A 4,839-nucleotide genomic window follows, 5' to 3' on the forward strand; every position below is an offset into this window, starting at 1 on the left:
AACCTCACAGCTTGCTTGCGCCTTTCGTGCTGTTCTTGCCGCGACAGCTTGCGTCCGTCTTCTTTGTCCATTTCTATCAGTTGGGGGCGGACACCAATAAATCAACCCTTAGTTGCCGGGTGAATAACTTGGGCAATAGTGCATCTATCACCCCCGGGAAATCGGTTTCGGCGCGTTGCATCAGTTTTTTGCGGTTCTGTGTCGCTTCCGGGGTATCGGGTCGCGCCGAGGTATCCAGCAAAGCAAGCGCCGAGACACGCTCTGGTGCTTGTCGCATGATTTCTAGCGCTACGTACCCTCCCATCGAAAGACCGGCCAACGCAAAGCGCCCGGCAGGCGCTTGGGACAGCACACGGGTAGCAAGCTGCGATATGGAGTTTTCCCCCGCAAATCGGCTACCGTGGTTTGGGCCAAGCGGGATAACACAGACACTTGGTGCTGCCACAAACGCGCGTCGTTCAACAGACCAGGCAACAGCAGTAGATGCGGATTCTTATTAGGCATGTGTATGACCTATTTTATTAAAGTTATCGATGCTGCGCGAAACGTCCCAGCATAGTACGTCACCACCATAATCAATACCACTTGATTCCTTGATAATCATCCATTTCGGACTTTGGTGGCGGTTCCATAATGGCTTCGATACCAGGTTGTATATTCTGGTGTTGTGGAGGTTGATAGGCAATTTGCTGTTCCATTTTTCTATTCCTCTTTAGCTATTCCTAAGTGTCGGCCACCGCCGGGCGGCGGATGGTAAAGGAAAATTCAATAGTCAAGCATTAGTCCCAATAATGGCGTACACCATAAAAGCTGTGTACATCACTGGCCCATTTGATATCGGCCATGCTGGGCCAATTGCTTTTATCAAAGCTCGGTGCATTCTTGAGTTTGGCTTTATCTATTCTCAGAATGAACTGCTTATTGTAGGTATCCAGCATTAAGGCCTCCCAGGGAATGGCGAAGAGCCTTTCACCAATGCCTAAAAACCCCCCAGCGGATAATACGGCATAGCCAATCTTCCCTCGCTCTACGTCGAGCATAATCCCTTTGATATCGCCCAGTTTCTCGTTTGCCGCATTGACCACCTCATTGCCGGTAAGCGTTTCCGCCAGCATCAAGCTGGGCCCAGGGCCATCAGCGGTGGGATCAAATTTTGGCCCGACAATTTTTGCACCATTGCATGGGCTGGTAAGGGCTGAATGTTGGTAGTAACTGGGTTCCATTTAAATCTCCTTATGCCTGAGCCCCAAAAAAACAATATTGATGCTATTTGGGGCAAGCTTGACAAATTGCCTTATCCATCATTAAACAGGTAAGGTTGGCTGCATAAACGATTGGCAAGCCCTATGCCTGGGCTTTGCATGGTATTAAATAGATCAGCCAGGGTAAGCTTGGTTATTCAGGTAAGGCATGCAAGGGCGGGTGTAGTTTTTACACGCCCTTATAAGCCGAAGGGGATGGGTGGCAAAGCAGGTAGAAAAAGAGCGCTGATTGTTGAATCAAAGTCCGGCGAAATTAGCTAGCGCGTTAATTGTCCTGAATTTAATCGATCAATTTATTTTTTAAGGCATAGGTGGTGACGTCGGCATTGCTTGTAAAACTCATCTTTTCAAACAGCCGGGTACGATAGGTACTGACTGTCTTGACGCTAAGGCATAAGGCGTTGGCGATGGCAGAGATGGATTCGCCCACTGCCAGTTGGCATAGGATCTGGAATTCCCGTTGCGACAGCATTTCATGCGGCGTTTCAATGACAGGCGTGCCGATTTGCTCGATCAATTTTTGTGCGATGGTTGCACTGACGTAGCGCTTGCCCTCAGCCAGGGCCCGTACGGCATTCAGCAGTTCTTCCGGTATGCATTCTTTGTTCAGGTAACCGCTTGCACCCGCTTTGATAAGGTTGATGGCGTATTGTGTTTCTGGATAGCCACTCAGCATCAGTACCGGTAATTCTGGCTTCAGCGCCTTGATTTGGCGAAGGGCGTCGACACCGTTTTTCTCGGGCATTGCGATATCGAGGAGCACGACGTCAATATCTGTATCGCGTACACACTGCACGGCGTCAGCCCCTGTTGCCGCCATGCTGACGACTTGCATTTCAGGGTCTTCTGCCAAGAATAGTTTGAGACCGGCACACACCACGGCATGATCATCTGCGATCAATATTCTTATCATTGTGTGAAACTCCTACTGAAATGGATAAAGGCAGGTCGGAACTATACCGACCTGCCTGTCCATCGATTACTGATCTCTTCTCAACTAAGCAAGGTAATAGGAGTCAGACATCGCTGTCCTGTTATTTTCAACATAACTGTGGTTCGAATCCAAGGTGTTTGAATCATCTTTGTCAGTGGAATAACCATTCAGGCGATTGTAGATGGTCTTCAAGCTTACCCCGAGCGCCTTGGCCACGCGCCGCTTGTTGCCTTGAAACCGGTCCAGTGTGGCGAAGATGAGTTGTCTTTCGACTTCTTCCAGTGGCGTACCGATTTCAAACTCCATGACATTACGCGATCCGGTCCGCTCGCAGGGCTTCAGTGGTACCAAGGTGTCGATGTCCACCACCTTATCGGCCATGATGTAAGCACGCTGGACGCAGTTTTTCAGTTCGCGCACATTCCCTGGCCAATCATGCTGGCGTAGCTTCTCTTCCACACCATCGGCAAAGTACTTGTGGGTGTTGTACTGGTCATTGCGCTCTTTCAAGAAGCGTTGGGCCAGTAGTACCACATCGTCGTCCCGGTTGCGCAGGGGGGGTAATACGATAGGGAAGACGGCGAGGCGATACAGCAAATCCTGGCGTAACCGTCCATCCCGCACAGCTTCCAGGGGCTCGCGATTTGTTGCGGCCAGCACCCGGACATCACATTCGATTTCTTTGTCGCCACCGACTCGGACCAGACGACCGGTTTCCAGCACACGCAGAAGACGCACTTGCAAATCAATCGGCATCTCGGTGATTTCATCAAGAAACAGCGTACCGCCCTGGGCGCGTTCAAAGAAACCCTGGTGCATTTTTTGTGCACCGGTGAAGGCACCTTTTTCATAGCCAAACAGTTCGGATTCGATAAGGGTCGCCGGCAACGCACCACAATTGATGGCAATGAAAGGCGCATCGGCGCAGGAACTCAATTCGTGGATGGTCTGGGCGATCAATTCTTTACCGCAACCACTTTCCCCCACGATCAATACAGAGACATCACTGGGGGCAACCCGCTCAATCATATGGAAGACTTCGGCCATGGCGGGTGATGAGCCATACAGGCGGCCGAATTTCTCATCGGAGTCGTCTTCTTCCTCAATGATATTTGCACGAGTAGAGCGTGCTGACTTAACCGGGGTTGGGTCGGAAGTACGAGTGTATGAAAAGAGGGTGGGAATCGAAGGGTTACTCGACTCGTGACGGATGGATTCAAACATTCGTTAACTCCTTTTTCCTTGCCTTGCTGGACCGGAACTGCACGGTATAGCAAGCGTGGTTTATTGAGGTTCTTATGGATTTACATCCTAGCCTTCTGAGCTTGTAGGTCAATTGAGCAACGGCGCATTCGAAAGTAGGCATTTTCCTACACGGCCGGATTTTGCGGAGGGCTGCTGCGCTGGTATGACGCTCGTCGCATGGCGGCGGCGCAGTTATTGCATGCTGCCCGAGAGTCTTGTTATCGATCGGGGTTATTGATGTCTTCTTTCACTGCGCCACCATCATGGCTATATCGGTCTATGCGCCTGTTTGCCCAGGCCGCCATTGCGTGGAGCGATCACCGTGCAGCGACGATGGGGGCTGCCATTGCCTTTTACACGCTGTTTTCCATGGGGCCGGTACTGGTCATCGCGATTGCCATCGCTGGCTCTTTTTATGGCGACGCGGCTGCGCAGGCCGGTTTACTTTCGCAGGTTCAGGCCTTGTTGGGCCAGCAGGTGGCCACCGCCGTGGGTTCCGTGATCCAGGGCGCCAATCAGCCCGACCGGGCTACATGGCAGACGATACTGGCTGTCGCAACCAGCTTGTTTGCCGCCACGACGGTATTTACAGAGTTGAAAAGCAGCCTCGATATCATCTGGGATGTGCCCAAAAGCCAGCAGGAGGGCGTTGTCGCGTTGATTCGCAGCCGTGTGCTGTCTTTTGGCATTGTGCTCAGCGTGGGGTTTATTCTGCTGGTTTCCTTGCTGCTTTCTACCATCATCGCTGCGGTTGAGAGCCGTTATGGGCAATGGTTTGGTATGTCTGTCGCGGTCTTGAGCCTTGTCAGCAACATTGTGACTACCCTGGTAGTCACAATGTTGTTTGCTGCCATCTTCAAGCTGTTGCCTGCCTGCCCGGTAGCGTGGAAGGATGTATGGCGCGGCGCACTGCTGACAGCCTGCCTGTATATGCTGGGGAAGGGGCTTATCGCCATGTACCTTGGGACTACCGCATTGGCCTCGTCCTATGGGGCGGCTGGCACGTTGGTGTTGATCTTGTTGTGGATGTATTACTCGGCCCAGGTGTTCCTCTATGGCGCAGTGCTATCACGGGAGATGGCCAAGCAGCGCGCCATCAATCTGGCTGCAGCTGAACGAGAGGAAGTGTCCTCAGCTGCGCCCGAGCCCTTCACAGCGCCTTGAGCGCCACCCTAAGTGCCAGAACGCTAGAACCTGTTTAACGCTATATCGCCGACGCGCAGCAGACATTGAACAGGTTCATAAGCAGTACATCATCTGTTACTTACAGGCTGATGTTACGCAGTGCATACGATAACCTGTCGCCATGAAGAACAAAGAACTCGATTTGTACACCGACTATTTGCTGAGCACGTTTGGTGCGGCGACAGCAACGGGCTTGTCGGCGATGGTAGGTGG

General features: G+C 52.0%; 6 protein-coding genes. 1 reads left to right on the forward strand and 5 read right to left on the reverse strand.

Annotated elements, in window-relative coordinates:
* Positions 1–76: 76 nt before the first annotated feature.
* The 5 genes from CSQ89_RS19935 to CSQ89_RS19950 form a co-directional block, all read right to left on the reverse strand.
* Complete coding sequence (locus CSQ89_RS19935) at positions 77–445, reverse strand: alpha/beta fold hydrolase (protein ID WP_199065742.1); 369 nt, start codon at positions 443–445, stop codon at positions 77–79.
* Positions 446–575: 130 nt separating this feature from the next.
* The gene (locus CSQ89_RS23570) at positions 576–698 is read right to left on the reverse strand and encodes a hypothetical protein (RefSeq protein ID WP_255408662.1); all 123 of its coding nucleotides are present in this window, start codon (positions 696–698) and stop codon (positions 576–578) included.
* 81 nt (positions 699–779) lie between these two features.
* Positions 780–1,223 (reverse strand): PRC-barrel domain-containing protein, encoded by a 444-nt coding sequence (locus tag CSQ89_RS19940; RefSeq protein WP_099407770.1) that lies wholly within the window; start codon positions 1,221–1,223, stop codon positions 780–782.
* Between the two features lie 319 nt (positions 1,224–1,542).
* Positions 1,543–2,175, reverse strand: coding sequence for a response regulator (locus CSQ89_RS19945; RefSeq protein WP_099407771.1), 633 nt, complete (start codon positions 2,173–2,175; stop codon positions 1,543–1,545).
* A gap of 84 nt (positions 2,176–2,259) precedes the next feature.
* Positions 2,260–3,420, reverse strand: a complete 1,161-nt coding sequence (locus CSQ89_RS19950) for a sigma-54 interaction domain-containing protein (RefSeq protein WP_099407772.1) — start codon at positions 3,418–3,420, stop codon at positions 2,260–2,262.
* Between the two features lie 258 nt (positions 3,421–3,678).
* Between CSQ89_RS19950 and CSQ89_RS19955 the strand changes: the two genes are divergently transcribed.
* Positions 3,679–4,605 carry a YihY/virulence factor BrkB family protein gene (locus CSQ89_RS19955; protein ID WP_158229064.1) on the forward strand — a complete coding sequence of 309 codons (927 nt, stop codon included), beginning with the start codon at positions 3,679–3,681 and terminating at the stop codon, positions 4,603–4,605.
* Positions 4,606–4,839: the final 234 nt, after the last annotated feature.

This window comes from Chitinimonas sp. BJB300 (assembly GCF_002735695.1).
Classification (GTDB): Bacteria; Pseudomonadota; Gammaproteobacteria; order Burkholderiales; family Chitinimonadaceae; genus Chitinimonas.

What these genes read in the sequence shown, in the direction of transcription:
- CSQ89_RS19950 (WP_099407772.1), bottom strand. Translation starts at nt 3,420, where the DNA reads ATGTTTGAATCCATCCGTCACGAGTCGAGTAACCCTTCGATTCCCACC.
- CSQ89_RS19945 (WP_099407771.1), bottom strand. Translation starts at nt 2,175, where the DNA reads ATGATAAGAATATTGATCGCAGATGATCATGCCGTGGTGTGTGCCGGT.
- CSQ89_RS19955 (WP_158229064.1), top strand. Translation starts at nt 3,679, where the DNA reads ATGTCTTCTTTCACTGCGCCACCATCATGGCTATATCGGTCTATGCGC.
- CSQ89_RS23570 (WP_255408662.1), bottom strand. Translation starts at nt 698, where the DNA reads ATGGAACAGCAAATTGCCTATCAACCTCCACAACACCAGAATATACAA.
- CSQ89_RS19940 (WP_099407770.1), bottom strand. Translation starts at nt 1,223, where the DNA reads ATGGAACCCAGTTACTACCAACATTCAGCCCTTACCAGCCCATGCAAT.